General features: G+C 45.9%; 17 protein-coding genes and 2 other annotated features. Of the genes, 4 read left to right on the top strand and 13 right to left on the bottom strand.

Annotated elements, in window-relative coordinates:
- Positions 1-8: 8 nt before the first annotated feature.
- Positions 9-668 (bottom strand): site-2 protease family protein, encoded by a 660-nt coding sequence (locus V6D44_RS07110; protein ID WP_087992752.1) that lies wholly within the window; start codon positions 666-668, stop codon positions 9-11.
- A gap of 108 nt (positions 669-776) precedes the next feature.
- Between V6D44_RS07110 and V6D44_RS07105 the strand changes: the two genes are divergently transcribed.
- Positions 777-965: a 2-hydroxymuconate tautomerase gene (locus V6D44_RS07105; RefSeq protein ID WP_003222038.1), complete on the top strand. Its 189-nt coding sequence runs from the start codon at positions 777-779 to the stop codon at positions 963-965.
- Between the two features lie 42 nt (positions 966-1,007).
- On the opposite strand, the gene V6D44_RS07100 is transcribed toward V6D44_RS07105, so the two are convergent.
- From V6D44_RS07100 to V6D44_RS07065, 8 genes are all read right to left on the bottom strand, one after another.
- On the bottom strand, positions 1,008-1,427 hold the full coding sequence (locus V6D44_RS07100) for a MarR family transcriptional regulator (RefSeq protein ID WP_087992753.1): 420 nt from the start codon (positions 1,425-1,427) through the stop codon (positions 1,008-1,010).
- 119 nt (positions 1,428-1,546) lie between these two features.
- Entirely contained in the window at positions 1,547-3,463 is a 1,917-nt protein-coding gene (gene thrS, locus V6D44_RS07095; RefSeq protein ID WP_087992754.1) for a threonine--tRNA ligase, read from the bottom strand.
- A 53-nt stretch (positions 3,464-3,516) separates the two neighbouring features.
- Positions 3,517-3,738: a binding site (T-box leader), on the bottom strand.
- Positions 3,739-3,769: 31 nt separating this feature from the next.
- Positions 3,770-3,994: a binding site (T-box leader), on the bottom strand.
- A gap of 81 nt (positions 3,995-4,075) precedes the next feature.
- The gene (locus V6D44_RS07090; protein WP_141113418.1) at positions 4,076-4,231 is read right to left on the bottom strand and encodes a hypothetical protein; all 156 of its coding nucleotides are present in this window, start codon (positions 4,229-4,231) and stop codon (positions 4,076-4,078) included.
- A gap of 79 nt (positions 4,232-4,310) precedes the next feature.
- Positions 4,311-5,711: an MFS transporter gene (locus tag V6D44_RS07085; protein ID WP_087992755.1), complete on the bottom strand. Its 1,401-nt coding sequence runs from the start codon at positions 5,709-5,711 to the stop codon at positions 4,311-4,313.
- A complete protein-coding gene (locus V6D44_RS07080) occupies positions 5,708-6,181 on the bottom strand; it encodes an Rrf2 family transcriptional regulator (RefSeq protein ID WP_087992756.1) in 474 nt (157 codons plus the stop codon). The genes V6D44_RS07085 and V6D44_RS07080 overlap by 4 nt, the downstream gene beginning before the upstream one ends.
- Positions 6,182-6,292: 111 nt before the next feature.
- Positions 6,293-6,793 carry a YwgA family protein gene (locus tag V6D44_RS07075; RefSeq protein WP_087992757.1) on the bottom strand — a complete coding sequence of 167 codons (501 nt, stop codon included), beginning with the start codon at positions 6,791-6,793 and terminating at the stop codon, positions 6,293-6,295.
- A gap of 35 nt (positions 6,794-6,828) precedes the next feature.
- A complete protein-coding gene (locus V6D44_RS07070; protein ID WP_019716089.1) occupies positions 6,829-8,130 on the bottom strand; it encodes an HD domain-containing protein in 1,302 nt (433 codons plus the stop codon).
- A gap of 160 nt (positions 8,131-8,290) precedes the next feature.
- The gene (locus V6D44_RS07065) at positions 8,291-8,515 is read right to left on the bottom strand and encodes a DUF1450 domain-containing protein (protein WP_087992758.1); all 225 of its coding nucleotides are present in this window, start codon (positions 8,513-8,515) and stop codon (positions 8,291-8,293) included.
- A gap of 214 nt (positions 8,516-8,729) precedes the next feature.
- Between V6D44_RS07065 and rsfA the strand changes: the two genes are divergently transcribed.
- On the top strand, positions 8,730-9,509 hold the full coding sequence (gene rsfA / locus V6D44_RS07060; RefSeq protein WP_087992759.1) for a prespore-specific transcription regulator RsfA: 780 nt from the start codon (positions 8,730-8,732) through the stop codon (positions 9,507-9,509).
- Between the two features lie 143 nt (positions 9,510-9,652).
- Here rsfA and V6D44_RS07055 read toward each other — a convergent pair whose 3' ends face one another.
- The 4 genes from V6D44_RS07055 to pta form a co-directional block, all read right to left on the bottom strand.
- A complete protein-coding gene (locus V6D44_RS07055; protein ID WP_087992760.1) occupies positions 9,653-10,543 on the bottom strand; it encodes a carboxylate/amino acid/amine transporter in 891 nt (296 codons plus the stop codon).
- 148 nt (positions 10,544-10,691) lie between these two features.
- Positions 10,692-11,537, bottom strand: a complete 846-nt coding sequence (ywfL, locus tag V6D44_RS07050; protein ID WP_087992761.1) for an octanoyl-[GcvH]:protein N-octanoyltransferase — start codon at positions 11,535-11,537, stop codon at positions 10,692-10,694.
- A gap of 47 nt (positions 11,538-11,584) precedes the next feature.
- Complete coding sequence (gene cysL, locus V6D44_RS07045) at positions 11,585-12,484, bottom strand: cysJI operon transcriptional regulator CysL (protein WP_289348610.1); 900 nt, start codon at positions 12,482-12,484, stop codon at positions 11,585-11,587.
- Positions 12,485-12,628: 144 nt separating this feature from the next.
- Complete coding sequence (gene pta, locus V6D44_RS07040; protein WP_333516377.1) at positions 12,629-13,600, bottom strand: phosphate acetyltransferase; 972 nt, start codon at positions 13,598-13,600, stop codon at positions 12,629-12,631.
- A gap of 269 nt (positions 13,601-13,869) precedes the next feature.
- Between pta and hemQ the strand changes: the two genes are divergently transcribed.
- The gene (hemQ, locus tag V6D44_RS07035) at positions 13,870-14,634 is read left to right on the top strand and encodes a hydrogen peroxide-dependent heme synthase (RefSeq protein ID WP_141113419.1); all 765 of its coding nucleotides are present in this window, start codon (positions 13,870-13,872) and stop codon (positions 14,632-14,634) included.
- A gap of 133 nt (positions 14,635-14,767) precedes the next feature.
- Entirely contained in the window at positions 14,768-15,547 is a 780-nt protein-coding gene (bacG, locus tag V6D44_RS07030) for an NADPH-dependent reductase BacG (protein ID WP_087992764.1), read from the top strand.
- The last annotated feature ends 186 nt before the right edge of the window (positions 15,548-15,733 follow it).

Below are 15,733 nucleotides of genomic sequence, written 5' to 3'. Positions count from 1 at the left end.
TCTACCTCCTACAAAAGCGGTTGAAATATCGCTGAAAACAGCTCTAAAATCTGATCTCTTCCGGCATTGAGCATCGGCCAAAGCACGTAAGATCCGAGCGGTGTCACAAACAGAACCAAAAAGACAATAAAGCCGTAGCTCTCCGCCTGCGTCATCTTGGCACGAACCCCCGGCGGGACGAGATCTTCAATGATTCGATAGCCATCGAGCGGCGGCAGCGGCAGCAGATTAAATAAAAACAAGACAAGATTCAGCTGAATCCAAATGGAAAAGAACTGATCAAGTCCCGTGCTGAATGCCGCAAGCTGCTCCATTCCGTATGCATGCATCAACACTAACAAAAAGAAACCGATAAACGCAAGAATCAGGTTACTGACGGGTCCGGCAATAGATACGAGCACGCCGGCAAGCCGAGGTTTCTTAAAGAAGCGGCGATTGACAGGAATAGGGCGCGCCCATCCGAAGCCGGCCACCAGAATCAAAATGGTTCCGAACGGATCAAGGTGTTTAATAGGATTCAGTGTCAGTCTTCCTTGTCTTTTCGCCGTATCGTCACCGAATTTGTATGCGACATAAGCATGGGCAAGCTCGTGTATCGTAAACGACACAATTAACGTGATGACGAGGTATGGCATTAAAGATAACGGATAATATAAAAAACGGTCCAAGTGAGATATCCCTCTTTCTAAAAATGCAAGAATTTACTTTATTCAGTATACTATAAGAAGCCTCTTTTTCTAAAGAGAGGAAACGAGATAAAGGAGGATTCAGCACCCATGCCATACGTAACCGTCAAAATGCTCGAAGGCCGTACAGACGAGCAAAAACGCAATCTTGTCGAGAAAGTAACAGAAGCGGTAAAGGAAACAACCGGTGCTTCTGAAGAAAAAATTGTTGTGTTTATAGAAGAAATGAGAAAAGACCATTATGCCGTCGCAGGCAAACGTCTGAGCGATATGGAATAATCTCTATAAAGCCGGCGCTTCGCGCACCGGCTTTTTCTATCCCTATTGGGTCAGCTTCGCAACAATCGCTAAGAACGTCTTTTTCTCTTCGGCTGTTACACGTTCAAACATGCCGTCAATCAGCTGCTGGCGGTTTTCAATCATTTGCTCAGCCGCTCCCCGGCCCGACTCGGAAAGCGTAATCCATACAGTGCGGCGGTCATTTTTATTTCTCGATCTCTCAATAAAACCCTCCTGCTCTAAATGATTGAGGGCGGTGGTTGTCGCAGAGGGAGACAGTGTGACCTCTTTTAGTATATCCTTTATGGTGCAGCTCCCATGTCTGTATATGATCCGCAGAATAAATCCTCTTATATTATTTACGTGTTTCGGAACGGTAGCTTCATCTATTTGCTTCGTGGTTTTCAAGTATTTTGTAAGTGCGTGATCCAGCAAATTTGCTTCCAGTTTGTCATGGTCCATGTCAATTTCCCCATTTCGAGATGCATTCATAACATACGAACGATATGATTTACTTATTATTTTACTGATTCCGGATAGGGAAAGTCAAAAAAGCAAAATGAGAATCCGCAGCTTTTCTCCTACATGCCTCGATTTTTCACCTGTTTGACAAGTTTATCTTTAAAAGTTTGAAAAGGAACGTGTTTATTCTCTTGATGCCCGAATTGGCGGACGTTTACCGCATCCTGCTGCTCTTCATGATCTCCTAGCACAAGCACGTATGGGATTTTCTGTACCTGCGACTCTCTGATTTTGTATCCAAGCTTCTCATTGCGCTCATCAATGCCGACTCTTATCCCCACCTGTTTCAGCTCTGCCTGCACCTTTCTGCAATAGTCCAAGTGAACGTGTGAAACCGGTATGATTTGAACCTGAATCGGTGCGAGCCAGACTGGGAACGCCCCGCCGAAATGCTCGATCAAAATACCAAAGAAACGGTCGATCGAGCCGAATACCGCTCTGTGTATGACAACAGGACGAACCTTTTCATTGTGTTCATTGATATATGTTAAATCGAATTTTTCCGGCATTTGAAAATCAAGCTGAATTGTCGCACATTGGTGGCTTCGTTTCAGGGCATCTTTTATGTGAAAATCAATTTTCGGTCCATAAAACGCCCCATCGCCTTCATTCACCTCATAAGGCAGGCCGAGTTCCTCAAGGACATGTGCTAAGGCGCGTTCCGATGCTTCCCAAAGGCTATCATCGCCCAATGAATCCTCCGGGCGAGTCGAAAGCTCAACCGAATACTCAAAACCAAATGTACGATATACCTCGTCAATCAGCCCAATCGCTTCTTTGATCTCGCTCTCAATCTGATCCTCCCGAACGAAGATATGCGCGTCATCCTGACAGAACGTCCGGACGCGAAGCATTCCATTTAAAGCGCCGCTGTATTCATGGCGATGGACCTGGCCGAACTCCGCCATACGAATCGGCAGATCACGATACGAATACAGGTTGTTTTTAAATATGAGCATATGTCCAGGACAATTCATCGGCTTCATTGCGAATCTTGTCTCATCCACTTCTGAAAAATACATATTGTCGCGATAATGATCCCAGTGGCCTGACTGCTCCCATAACCGCTGATTCATCATAAACGGCGTACGCACCTCATCATAGCCGGCATTTGTTTGCAGCTCACGCGAGAAGCGTTCCAGTTCATTGCGGACAATCTGCCCTTTCGGCAAATAAAACGGCATCCCCGGCGCTTCTTCAGAAAACATAAACAGCTCTAACTGTTTGCCAAGCTTGCGGTGGTCACGTTTTGCCGCTTCTTCCAGCATATGCAGATGCGCATCCAAATCTTTTTTCTTGTGAAACGCAACCCCGTACACCCGCTGCAGGACTTCATTTTCATTGTCTCCGCGCCAATAAGCGCCCGATACTCTTGTCAGTTTGAACGCCTTGATCATCCCTGTAGAAGGAAGGTGCGGCCCCCGGCACAGGTCAACGAATTCTCCCTGCTGATACAGCGTGATATCCTCTCCGCGCGGAATATCCTTCAAAATCTCCAGCTTAAACGGCTCGCCTTTTTTGGCAAACAGTTCTTCAGCCTCTTCGTAAGAAACCTCAATTCTTTTCATTTCAAGGTTTTCATTTATAATGTTCTTCATTTCTTTTTCGATGGCTTCTAAGTCATCCGATGTCAAACTGTGCTCCAGCTTCATGTCATAGTAGAAGCCGTCTTCTATCACAGGCCCCACCCCCAATGACACTTCGCCATACAGCCGTTTCACCGCTTGGGCCAGCACGTGCGCTGATGTGTGGCGGAGCACTTGCAAGCCTTCTTGTGAATCAAGTGTGACAATCGAAAGCTCAGCATCCTCCTCCAGCTTGAAGCCGAGATCAACGAGCTTGCCGTTGACCTGACCCGCAGCCGCCTTCTTTTGCAGACTGGAACTGATAGAACCAGCCGCTTCTTTGATTGTAATGCCTTTCGGATATTCCTTGATCTGTCCGTCTGGATGCTGAATGTGTACATGTTTACTCATTTTTAAACACTCCTTCATTATTGTTGTATATAAAAAAACACACCCATCCCTCTGAAAGGGACGAGTGTGTGATTAACCCGTGGTTCCACCCAAATTCCCGACAAACGCTATGTTGTCGGCTTGGTGCTGTAACGCAGCATAGACGGCATTGGATACTTTCGTTCCCCAATGCTGCTCCAAGGCGGTAAATGATCATCCTAAGCTGGGAAGCTCTCACCTTTCCTTCCCTCTCTGAAAACCGTAACGACCATTCATGTCCTTTTCTTCGCATGTATTCAATTCATAAAAAAACACACCCATCCCTATAAAAGGGACGAGTGTGTGATTAACCCGTGGTTCCACCCAAATTCCCGACAAACGCTATTTGTTTGTCGGCTTGGTGCTGTAACGCAGCATAGACGGCATTGGATACTTTCGTTCCCCAATGCTGCTCCAAGGCGGTAAATGACAGCCCTAAGCTGGGAAGCTCTCACCTTTCCTTCCCTCTCTGAAAACCGTAACGATCATTCATGTCCTTTTCTTCGCATGTATTCAATTCATATAAAAAAACACATTCATCCCTATAAAAGGGACGAATGTGTTTATCATCCGTGGTTCCACCCAAATTCCCGATCAACACACATGGTGTATCGGCTTTAAGGTGCTGTAACGCAGCATGACGGTATCAGATACTTGATTTCTCCGATACGGCTCAAAGGCGGTAAGCTGCTTTCCCTGCGTTAGGAAGATCTCAGCTGTTCTTCCCTCTCTGGAAACCGTAAAAAGCATCTCATGTCCTTATCAGTGCCTGTCGTTTCAATAATTTTTTATATCTTACTATATATTCCCACAAAACGCAATCAGTGATTTACATTTTTTCTGACGCGGCAGTGCCGTTATGGACAGCCAGAAACAGCCATACAAGCAATGCGGCGAGGCTGTACGCCGCTCCCATCATCAAAAACGTAAATCCGGCGCCTGCATACCAAGTGGCGGACAGATGAATAATCACCCCGGATACCGCTACGCCGACCAAGGCTCCGATTTGCCGGTTGGCATTCAAGGCCGCGCCGGCGATATTCGCATGCTTTTGTCCGGCAGCCTGCATGATCACAGTTGTCATGGCAGGAACTGTAATGCCGGTGCCAAGGTTCATGACAGACATCAAAACCGCCAGCTGCCAATAAGGAAAATCCGGAGAAACAAGCATAAACAACAGCAATGCAACGATACAGCCGACCGCCATTGATACAAACATAAGCTGTCCTGCTTCAAACCGATTCACCAGACGGGCAAACAACAGATTGCCAATCACGAAGACCGCCATCATCGGCAGCAGCTCAACTCCAGCCATAAAGGAGCTTGCGCCTCTTGCCTCCTGCAAAAAAAGGCTCAGCATAAACATGCCGCCGAAAAGGGCAAAATTCAGCAAAAACCCGACGAATTGAGCAGCTGAGAATCGGCCGTTTTTATATAAGGACGCCGGCAGAATCGATGTTTCCGCAGAGATTTCCCGCAGCAAAAACAGCACAAATGCCAAAACCGCCGCCGCGAATGCACCAAGAATCACAGGCGAGCGCCAGCCAGCTGAAGGCCCCTGTATCAATGCAAAGGAGAGAAATCCGAGAGCCGCCACTCCAAGCAGATGCCCTGTAATATTTACGCAGCTGCTTTTTCCCGGCACGCGGCCGAGTATTCGATAAGCTGAAATGAGCGCAACAGCCCCTAACGGCACATTGATCAGAAAAATACTCTGCCAGCCTGCCGCCTGTACCAGCACACCGCCGATAAAGGGCCCAAGGCCAGAAGCGGCGGAAACAAGAGCGGCCCACAATCCAAACATTCTCGCCCGCACACGCTCATCAGGGTAAGAAGCAGCCAAAAGGCTGAGTGAGCTCGGCATAAACAAAGCCGCGCCAATTCCCTGTATGAGGCGTCCGGCAATCAACATCTGGCCATTAATGGATACAGCGCATAGACTAGAGGCCAAGACAAAAACGGCCAAGCCGAGTATATATATCGCCTTCGAGCCGAAACGGTCAGCCAAGGCTCCGCCCGCCAGCAGAAGCGAAGCAAAAGTAAGGATGTACCCGTCCACAACCCACGTCACACCTGAAAGTGACATCGAAAGAGCGCTTTTCATATCAGCCATCGCCACATTCACAACGGTTACATCAAGAGTAGCCATGAGAAAACCGAGAGCGAGCACGATCAGTACAGATATGCCAGTTGATGATTCTGACTTTTGTAAAGATCCGCTGTTTTTCATTGCAATTGCCCTTTCATTTGCTTGTTTACCCAATCATCTATTTTTTCAAGATCGTACAATTCCCCGACTCTGTCCATAACCTGCTGCAAGGATTCTTCTCTCATGAGATTGGCCCATTTATCCTCGATTTCCCCCATGACTGTCTCCAGCACACAGCTGCTTTCACCCTCGAATACGGATTGCAGCAAGCCTTTCCCCTGATAGATCGAACCTCTGCCTTCAACCGCTTGATAAACATCATAGAGCGTAATGTCTGTCAAAGGCTTCGTAAGGGTAAAACCGCCCTTCGTCCCCGGTATGGATTCTGCCAAACCGGCCTGAACCAATGTCCTCATCAACTTCTTCAAATAAGACGGAGACACGCGCAAACGCTGGCTGATTGCCTCTGACGTTAAAGAAGACTGTACGGGCAGCCTTGACAGTAACAGCAGCACAGAAACCGCCTGCTCCATCCCTGATTTCATTTTCATCCAATTCACTCCCGATAAATTATAGATAACTAATATCCACAATAGATTCCTTAGCAGCTTTTGTCAATAAAAAAAGCAAAAGAAACGGATCATTTCTTTTGCTTTGTATGGTTAACAAATCTGCTTCAATTCCTCTATGTATTGAAGCGCTTCGTCATATTCTTCATTTGTATATTTTTGCTTGCTTTTGATTGTAAAGACTTTTTCTTTCTTTTCCTCGGCCTCAAGCCCGTCAAAGTAAAGGATCGTGGAAACCAGCTCTAAAAACCGCGATGAACGGCTGTTCACACTGTCGATATAGCCCTTAATGTCTGGCATATCCAGATCAGCATGGTCTAAAAATGCGGAGCCTGTCTCAGTCAGCGAATAACGGTATTGAAAGTAGCCGCCCTTTTTTTCCTTCACCTCATGCAGAAATCCAAGGTTGCACAGCTCTTCAATCTGGAGCGTCAGTTCCTCTGAATACGGTCCGTAAAAGTGAAAATCATATTTCTCATAGAAAGGAAACTGCATTTTTTTTGCGATATAAATCATTTTCTGCATCTTCTTCCGCCCGATGATTTCTCCAGAATCCGAGAACACCTTCATCAGTTTTGCATGTTCTTTCAACAAATTCCCGACATCTCCTTTTTCCTTCTTTCCAATTTCTATGTCAGTCCCAGCAGCTGCCGGATTTTCATTTTCGCTTCCGGGTGTTCAGAGCCGTCACAAATCAGGTCCTTCGGATAGTACAGCTTGTGGTCCGTCCGCCGTTTTCCGGAGATGGATTCCACAATAGCCGACTGTCTGGACAGCTCTTTAATTTGGCCGTTTTGCGTCAAGAGATGGATCGGCAGACGCTCCTCTTCCTCTCCAGGACGGTAAAAATCGTATGGAAGATCGGAAGAAGAATCAACGACCAAATAATAGCTCGGATCGATTCCCGCCTCTTTGAACAATGAAGTCAGCTCAAAATAAGCCGACATTTCTTCATTCGGATTGAATTCAACGTATTGGAACAGCTGGCGGTTAATGAATCTGCGGCACAAATCGGATAAAATCGCGTCTTCTTCATCCTCCCAGGCCTGGAAGTAATACAAAATAATAGATTCATCCAGCTTCACATAATCCTCCAGTGTCAATTTACCTTCAAAAATAGAATAGAAATGAACCGGGGCGTGAGTGAAGACATAGCCTTCATCGTGCAGCTGCTTCGCCCTGTGAAGAATCTTCGTTAAAATAACCTCTGCGCTTCTTGTCACAGGATGGAAATACACCTGCCAGTACATTTGGTAGCGGCTCATGATATAGTCTTCGACAGCGTGCATCCCGCTTTCTTTAATGACGATCTGATCCTCGCGCGGGCGCATCACCCGAAGAATCCGCTCCATATCAAAATGGCCGTAGCTGACGCCCGTATAATAAGCGTCGCGCTGCAGGTAATCCATGCGGTCTGCGTCAATCTGACTCGAAATCAGGCTGACCACTTGCTTGTTTTTATATGTTTTGGCAATGACTTCAGCAACATCCTGTGGGAAACGCGGGCTCACCTTTCTGAGCACCTGATTGACCTCTGTGTCTCCCAAAATGATATCTCTTGTAAAATCTTCGTGGTCAAGGTGAAAGACTTTTTCAAATGAATGCGAGAATGGTCCGTGCCCGAGATCATGAAGCAGCGCCGCGGCCAAACAGAGTTCGCGCTCACTGTCATCCCATTCAGGGCGGCCTTTAAAGACGTCATCAACCATTCTCCTGACAATTTCATAGACACCGAGAGAATGGTTGAACCGGCTGTGCTCAGCGCCATGGAACGTCAAATACGTCGTGCCGAGCTGCTTAATTCTGCGGAGACGCTGAAATTCGCGGGTTCCGATCAAATCCCATATCAGCTTGTCCCGAACATGAACATAGCGGTGCACCGGATCTTTAAACACTTTTTCTTCTGATAATTTTCCATTTGGATACGCCATCGTCATTCCCTCTTTTTTTTAGCCGTGTTTCTATTATATCGACTCTATTCTTTGAAAACATCCTTGAATTTGCCCGGCGATTTGTTCCATCTTCACGAAAAACAGATCTTGTGAAGCAAAAAAGCCTGACCTGAGGGCCGAGGCTATGAAAAATATGTTTTTACTTTTTTATTTTCTTTTGTACTTTGTCAATCAGCTCATCCTCTGTCGGAGCTGACAGCGGGCGATTGTTCACAAAAGCAAATGATTTTTTGCGTCCGGGCCCGCAATAAGATTGGCACCCTACCTCAACCTTTGCGTCCGGGTCCACTTCTTTTAAACGCGGCAGCAATGTTTTGATATTAGTGGCTTGGCAATCATCACACACTCGAAATTCATTAGCCATGATGTACGCTTCCCTTCATTTCTATGTTCATCTATGTGAATAAACCTAAAATACGCTTTTCAAAAAAATCACATCACTCTTTATTTTACAAGGATTCGACTGTTCCTGCAAGCTGCTCCAACCTTCGTATCTTCTATTCTTTCAGCCAATTTGTATAAATATTTTCCAAACTGGACATTCTAATACCATGAAAAGAAAATGGGAGTTGAGATAAATGACAAAACAGCGACAAGACGCTTGGTCAAAAGAAGATGATCTGCTTTTAGCCGAAACAGTGCTTCGGCATGTGAGGGAGGGCAGCACTCAGCTGAACGCCTTTGAAGAAGTCGGAGATCAATTAAACCGGACATCCGCAGCCTGCGGATTCAGATGGAACGCGGTCGTCCGCCATCAATATGAAAAAGCGCTTCAGCTTGCGAAAAAACAGCGAAAACAGCGGATGAGAGCGCTCGGAAACGGGCAGCCTGCGAAAAAAAGGCTATTATATCAGCCTCCCGCGGTTGATCCTGAAATCATTCAAGAAACCGATGCAGAGGAGACGGTTAAAACAGACGCGCCATCAGCCGAAAATGAGCTGCAGCCTTTAATGTCAGGCGAACACATGCCTTTTGTCGATGAAAGCTTTAAGGAAGAGTTAGCTAGTCTATCACACTTATTGTCTCCTCAAACGCCTGCAGCTGCGCCTGAGATGACGATGAATGATGTGATCCGCTTCCTGCAGAGTTATGAAGGAAATAACGAGCAGTCATCGGCATTAAGAATGGAAAATGAACGTTTAAAGAAAGAAAATCAGGAATTGCAAAGCAAAACGGAACAGCTTGAGGCAGAAGTTCAAAAGCTTGAAAAAGATCAAAAAACGATCCAAGAAGATTACGAAACCTTAGTGAAAATTATGAATAGAGCCAGAAAACTAGTTTTATTTGAAGAAGATGAACATGCATCTCCATCCTTCAAAATGGACCGGAACGGCAATTTAGAAAAAATGGCAGAATAAGTTGGAAAAATCCCAAAACAGCAGATGGTTTTGGGATTTTCGCCATGTGCAAAATCTCCTTTTCCATTGAGAAAAGAGGATTTCATCATTTTGCAGCCGGCTCCGCTATTCTTGTAAAATGAGGCTAAGCTTATGTGAATCTATTAAGACATGTGAACTGCCTCGGCCGTTTTTTGTTTTCGAGGCGAAGCGGAGATGACCAGAAGCCCGAGCATCATAAGGGCAATGCCGAACCAAGAGGAGAGTGAAAGCATTTCCCCTATGACAAACACGCCCAGCAATGAGGCCGTCAGCGGTTCAGCTAAAGACAGCGTGACCGCCGCCGAGGCCGGAACCCCGGTAAGGCCTTTCACAAACAAAAAGTATGCGGCGCACGTTGCAATTAACCCGATGTAAAGGCTCGTTCCCAGTCCTCTCGGGGTCAGTATCCACGAGATATCCGACTGCCATAAAAGCGGCGTCAGCAAGATGGCGCTGATCATAAAAACAACGGCGGAAGTTGCTAGCGGAGGCTGGTTTTTCACCATCGCTTTACTGATGAGCGTATAGCCAGCAAAAGAAGCACCCGCTCCAAAGGCCATAAGAACACCAGCCACATCAATCCGAACATTGGAACCGTCGGAAAACAGAAGCCAGCAGCCTGATAAGGCCAGCACGGTCGCGATCCACCAGGCGTTTCGCGGGCGTTTTTTCAAAACGGCCCACTCTAGGCTTCCGGCAATGATAGGCGCACTGCCGATCGCAATCACAGTCCCTACAGCAATTCCCGTTTCTTTAACGGCAGTAAAAAACAGCGGCTGGTAACACGCCATACAAACCGCTGCTGATAACACGAGCGGCCATGACCAATTTTTCACGAGAAGCTCCCGGCTGATCCAAACCGCAAGCAGCATGGCACTTCCTCCTATTAATAATCGGAATGCTCCGAATGCCAGCGGTGTGGAGCTTTCTGGAGCCATCGCCTGAACGGTTCCCGTGGTTCCCCAGAAAAAAGCCGCAATCAGTACAAACAGGCTGTAAACATTCCCTTTCATCTGCCCTCTCCCCTTTGTATATGGATGCTGATCTCATTTTATCGTTTTTCTTTTGTTCATGGTTATCTGCATGTAAGAATGATTTATCTGAAAACAAGATGAAATAAAAAATGCATGCCAGCCGATACGGCTGGCATGCGAAGAACATTCACCCAAATACCTTTGCATTCCGCTCAGTCATCCGAACGAGGTTTTTCTCAAATTCCATTTCCTCATCAACGGACAGTCCGGCTGAGTAAAGGTGTGTGCTTAACGCTTTTAATTCCGTCAGTAAAGCGAACATTAAGTCTTGTACGGAGATGTCTGTTTGCAGAAGCTCGCTTAAGGACGCCATCGTTTCCGGACATATCTCCGGATAAACGCCTTTTTTATCATTTCGTTTGTCCTTCAGCGCCGCTTGGTAGAACCTTCTGATCAAATCGGCTCTTTGACTGCCGCTTTTATCCGCGCAAAGATAAATCTGAACAGCGACTCCGCCGCGAACGCGTCTTTGAGAGATGCCGGCGAATTTTTTTCCATTTATGCTGAGGTCATAGCTGCCGGGGCAATATGATCCTTCAATTTCATAGGCTTCGATATTTGCGTTGTATGGGTTTAGCATCCGTCTCATCAACTCAACCATCGCTTCATATCCTTTGTCTATATCGATGCCTTTCTTTTCGTCCTCGAATATGAGAGAGATATTTAAAACGCCTTCGTCCAAAACGACTGCCAGACCGCCGGAATTGCGTACGATCACACGGTACCCTTCGTTCTCCAGCAGAGCGATGCCATCCTGCAAAAACGGCAGACGCGTATCCTGTATTCCAAGGACAATCGTATTATGGTGCACCCATGAGCGCGCTGTCGCCGGCGACACGCCTTTTCCGACGGACATGCACAGCGTATCATCTATTGCGAAGGACTGCTTCGCATCAAATAAAGGGCCGAGACTGGATTGGTCAATGATTCTCCATGTCGGCTGCATCAGTAAATCAATCGGTTGGTTTGCCATCTATGTAAAACCCTTTCATTTTAGGCTTATGAACGAAAACTATTATATCATTTCAGCCGCTGTGATTGATAATTGCTTTTCAGCATCGTAATAAAAATTTCCTTATTTTTCGTATTCTCCATGAGAGGAGAATGAATATAAGACAGCTTGCGCTTTAATGAGAGATCCTTCATATGGAGAATGGAAATTTCACGGTGGATCAAATCCTTATGCAGCACGCTTCTGGATAAAACCGACAGACCCATGCCGCTGATCACCGCTTCTTTTACCCCTTGATTGCTGCTGATGGTGAACATCGACTTCGGCCGCAGTCCGTTTGAGCTGAGCACATGATCGAGATATTCTCTTGTCCCGGAGCCTTTCTCTCTTGTCACCCATGCTTCGTTTTGCAAATCGCTGATTGAAATATCTCTCCGTCCGGCCAACGGGTGCTGATTCGGCGCGGCAATGCACATTTCATCCTCCATGAACGGTTCAATTTCCAGTTCATTCTCGTTTGTATGTCCTTCAATCAGTCCGATATCAGCCTGAAGCATCCGCACACGTTCGCTGACCTCCTCTGTATTGCCAATCATGACATCGAGGTTCAGCTCTGGATACAACTTTTGCAGCTGGGCCAGAAGCGGCGGAAGAATATACTCTCCGATCGTAAAGCTGGCAGCTATTCTCAATTCGCCTTTCACGTAATGGTGATGCGCATAGATTTCGGCCTTGGCTTGCTCGTAGAGAAATACCATTTGCTTTGCTCTTTGATACAAAATGTCTCCTGTCGGCGTTGTCGTAAAGTGTTTTGGCGACCGGTTCAGGAGGGCCGTTTGAAATTCTTTCTCAAGATTTTTGATATGCAGACTGACGCTGGGCTGGGAGATCATCAGCTTTTCCGCCGCTTTCGTGAAGTTTTTTTCTTCTACTACCGCTATAAACGTTTTTAGTACGTCGTAATACAAAAACCCCACCCCTGTCATTAATAAAATATATAGTTATGATCAGTTTTCTTTATTGTACTCATATCATCTGACTTGGTAAAGAAGGCTATGCGAAGGCGCAAAAAAAGCAGCCCTCCGGAAGAGAGCTGCCATCGTCTTCATTTATTACAGTGCTTGTACAGCTGTAATTAATGCGAGGTTGTAAACATCTTCAGCGTTACAACCTCTTGAAAGGTCGTTTACAGGCATATTTAAGCCTTGCAGAATTGGCCCTACCGCTTCAAAGTTGCCCAAACGCTGAGCGATTTTATAGCCGATGTTGCCTGCTTCAAGACTTGGGAATACGAATACGTTAGCGTCCCCTTTGATCTCGGAATCCGGCGCTTTTTTCTCAGCTACAGATGGAACAAATGCAGCATCAAATTGGAATTCGCCGTCAAGTGTCAGCTCAGGCGCTTTTTCTTTGGCGATTTTCACAGCATCCGTTACTTTTTCTGTTTCATCAGATTTAGCTGAGCCTTTTGTAGAGAAGCTGAGCATTGCCACGCGAGGCTCAATGTCGAACATTTTTGCCGTATTGGCACTTTCGATCGCAATTTCGGCAAGATCTTGGCTGTCAGGCGCAATGTTGATCGCGCAATCCGCGAATACGTATTGCTCTTCTCCGCGAGCCATGATGAAGACGCCGGAAGTCTTTTTCACGCCTTCTTTTGTTTTGATGATTTGAAGAGCCGGGCGGACAGTGTCGGCTGTTGAATGAGCCGCTCCGCTAACAAGTCCGTGTGCAAGCCCTTTGTACACCAGCATTGTACCGAAGTAGTTCTCGTCTAATAACGCTTTTCGAGCCTGTTCTTCTGTCGCTTTGCCTTTACGGCGTTCAACGAATGCTTGTACAAGGTCTTCCATGCCTTCATATGTATGTGGATCATAAATCTGAACGCCATCCAGTGCCAGATTCAGTTCTTTCGCTTTTGCTTGAATTTCATTTTCATTGCCGACCACAATCGGATTCAGCACCTTGTTTCCTGCAAGCTTGCTGACAGCTTCTAAAATACGCTCGTCTAAACCTTCAGGAAATACAATTTTAACGTCTTTTCCAGCTACTTTTTCTTGCACTGTTGAAAATAAATCTGCCACAATAAAACCTCCTCAAAAAGTTACAAAAACGCTTTCTTTTACTAGCATACTCTTCTTCCAACCAAATTCAAACAGCCAACTTTCATTATAGCGCTTTCACAAAAAAATCTTATTTTTCTAACTAATTTAACTGACTCATTTTCCCCTTATAGTTTCTCTTATTTTTATGGATTTATACAAAAGGGATGTTCAAGGTTTCTCCACAGTAGAAACGGATAAACTATGGTATAGTGAAGGCAATCATGAAATGGTAATAGGAGTGAAGATAAATGAGTGAACAGCAAATGACGAATGAAGCGGCGAAAACGCTTGACGGCTGGTATGCGCTTCATGATTTCCGCACAATGGACTGGACTTCCTGGAAGCTGCTGTCCAGTGATGAGCGCCAATCTATTATACATGAATTCACAGGATTGCTTGAAAAATGGGGCGTGGCACAAAAAGAAGGAAAAGGGTCGCAAGCGCTTTACAGCATCGTCGGCCAAAAAGCTGATTTTATGCTGATGATTCTTCGTCCTACAATGGAAGAATTAAATGAAATTGAGCTCGAATTCAACAAATCAAGACTTGCTGAGTTCACTATTCCGGCTTACTCCTACGTATCAGTGGTAGAGCTGAGCAACTACTTGGCAAGCGGCGACGGCGACCCTTACGAAAATCCGCATGTGCGTGCGCGCCTTTACCCTGAACTGCCGGAATTTAAATATGTATGCTTCTATCCAATGGATAAAAGAAGATCCGGCAATGACAACTGGTACATGCTTTCAATGGAAGAACGCAGAAACTTGATGAGAAGCCACGGCTTAATCGGCCGCAGCTATGCGGGCAAAGTCAAACAAATCATCACCGGCTCCGTCGGCTTTGACGATTACGAGTGGGGCGTTACATTATTCAGTGATGATGTGCTTCAATTCAAAAAGCTTGTGTATGAAATGCGTTTTGACGAAGTCAGTGCCCGCTACGGAGAATTCGGTTCATTCTTTGTCGGCAATCGCCTTTCGCTTGAGACACTTCCTCAATTCCTATATGTATAATATCTGTTCCCGCCCTAGACGGCGGGAGTTTTTTTGATTCCCTCTTATCAGAATTTAAATAAAATTTGCTATTTTCTCTGTTTTTTCTTACGATGTAGTTAATAATCCAATTTTTTCAAAGGGGTGCAGTTATTTGTCAAAACGAACCGCATTTATTATGGGAGCCAGTCAAGGGATCGGAAAAGCAATCGCTCTGAAATTAGCAGACCAGCAATTTTCCGTCGTCATTAATTCGCGAAACTTGGATAATATTGAACCTGTCAAAGAAAACATTTTGGCCAAACATCCTGAAGCGAGTGTCATTGTTTTGGCGGGTGATATGTCTGACCAGCATACGAGAGCCGGCATTTTCCAAAAAATCGAATCTCAATGCGGTCGGCTTGATGTTCTGATTAATAATATTCCGGGCGGCGCGCCTGACACATTTGATAACTGTCATATAGAGGATATGACAGCCACGTTCACACAGAAAACCGTCGCTTATATTGACGCGATCAAACGTGCCTCCTCACTGATGAAGCAAAACGAGTTTGGCAGAATCATCAACATTGTCGGAAATTTGTGGAAAGAACCCGGCGCCAATATGTTCACAAACAGTATGTTGAATGCCGCTCTAATTAACGCCAGTAAAAATATTTCCATCCAGCTTGCTCCTCACAACATTACTGTCAACTGCCTGAATCCTGGTTTTATCGCTACAGACCGTTACCATCAATTTGTGGAAAATGTAATGAAAAAAAACAGCATATCCAAACGGGAAGCAGAGGAACAGATTGCTTGCGGAATTCCGATGAAACGTGTCGGATCAGCAGAAGAAACCGCAGCGCTCGCCGCGTTTCTCGCATCTGAGGAAGCCTCCTATATCACCGGACAGCAAATTTCCGCGGACGGAGGCAGCATGAAAAGCATATAAAAAATCCCGCTTTTTAGCGGGATACCAGATTGTTGACAAAATCCTATAACGACTTTCGTTTTAGGATTTTGTCATCTTTTCAGCGTGATTGAAAACCTTTGAAGTCTAGGAAGGACGAGCATCGGAGCAGACTTTCACAGGATGTGATGACGGCGGCGTTTAAGCAGGACGCCTAAGCATTTAGCC

The sequence above is a fragment of the Bacillus sp. 0209A genome, from assembly GCF_036765095.1.
In the GTDB taxonomy this organism is placed as follows: domain Bacteria; phylum Bacillota; class Bacilli; order Bacillales; family Bacillaceae; genus Bacillus; species Bacillus subtilis_G.
Note: the sequence above shows the minus strand (reverse complement) of the source record. Positions and strands in the feature narration are given on the sequence as shown.